General features: G+C 41.8%; 1 rRNA gene. It reads right to left on the reverse strand.

Going from position 1 to position 325, the window contains the following annotated elements:
* Positions 1–3 precede the first annotated feature (3 nt).
* Positions 4–118: ribosomal RNA gene (rrf, locus tag PSH41_RS20065) — 5S ribosomal RNA — on the reverse strand.
* Between the last annotated feature and the right edge of the window lie 207 nt (positions 119–325).

A 325-nucleotide genomic window follows, 5' to 3' on the forward strand; every position in this document is an offset into this window, starting at 1 on the left:
GGAGCCTGGCAATGTCCTACTTTCACATAGCAAATGCTACACTATCATCGGCGCTGTTTCGTTTCACTACTGAGTTCGGCATGGGGTCAGGTGGGTCCAAAACGCTATGGTTACCAAGCAAATTAGGGTGTCAGTCCGTTTTCACGTACCAACTAAATCTGGAAAATATCTGATAATATTTTTTAAGTCTTAAGTATTTATCTACTTTAGCTATTAACTTCTGTCGCTTGTTTCTGTCACAAAACGCGTTTGGCGTTGTATGGTTAAGCCTCACGGGTAATTAGTACAAGTTAGCTTAATGGCTCACACCACTTCCACATCTTGC

Origin of the sequence: Pseudoalteromonas sp. CST2 (assembly GCF_028599385.1) — a bacterium.
GTDB lineage: Bacteria > Pseudomonadota > Gammaproteobacteria > Enterobacterales > Alteromonadaceae > Pseudoalteromonas > Pseudoalteromonas atlantica.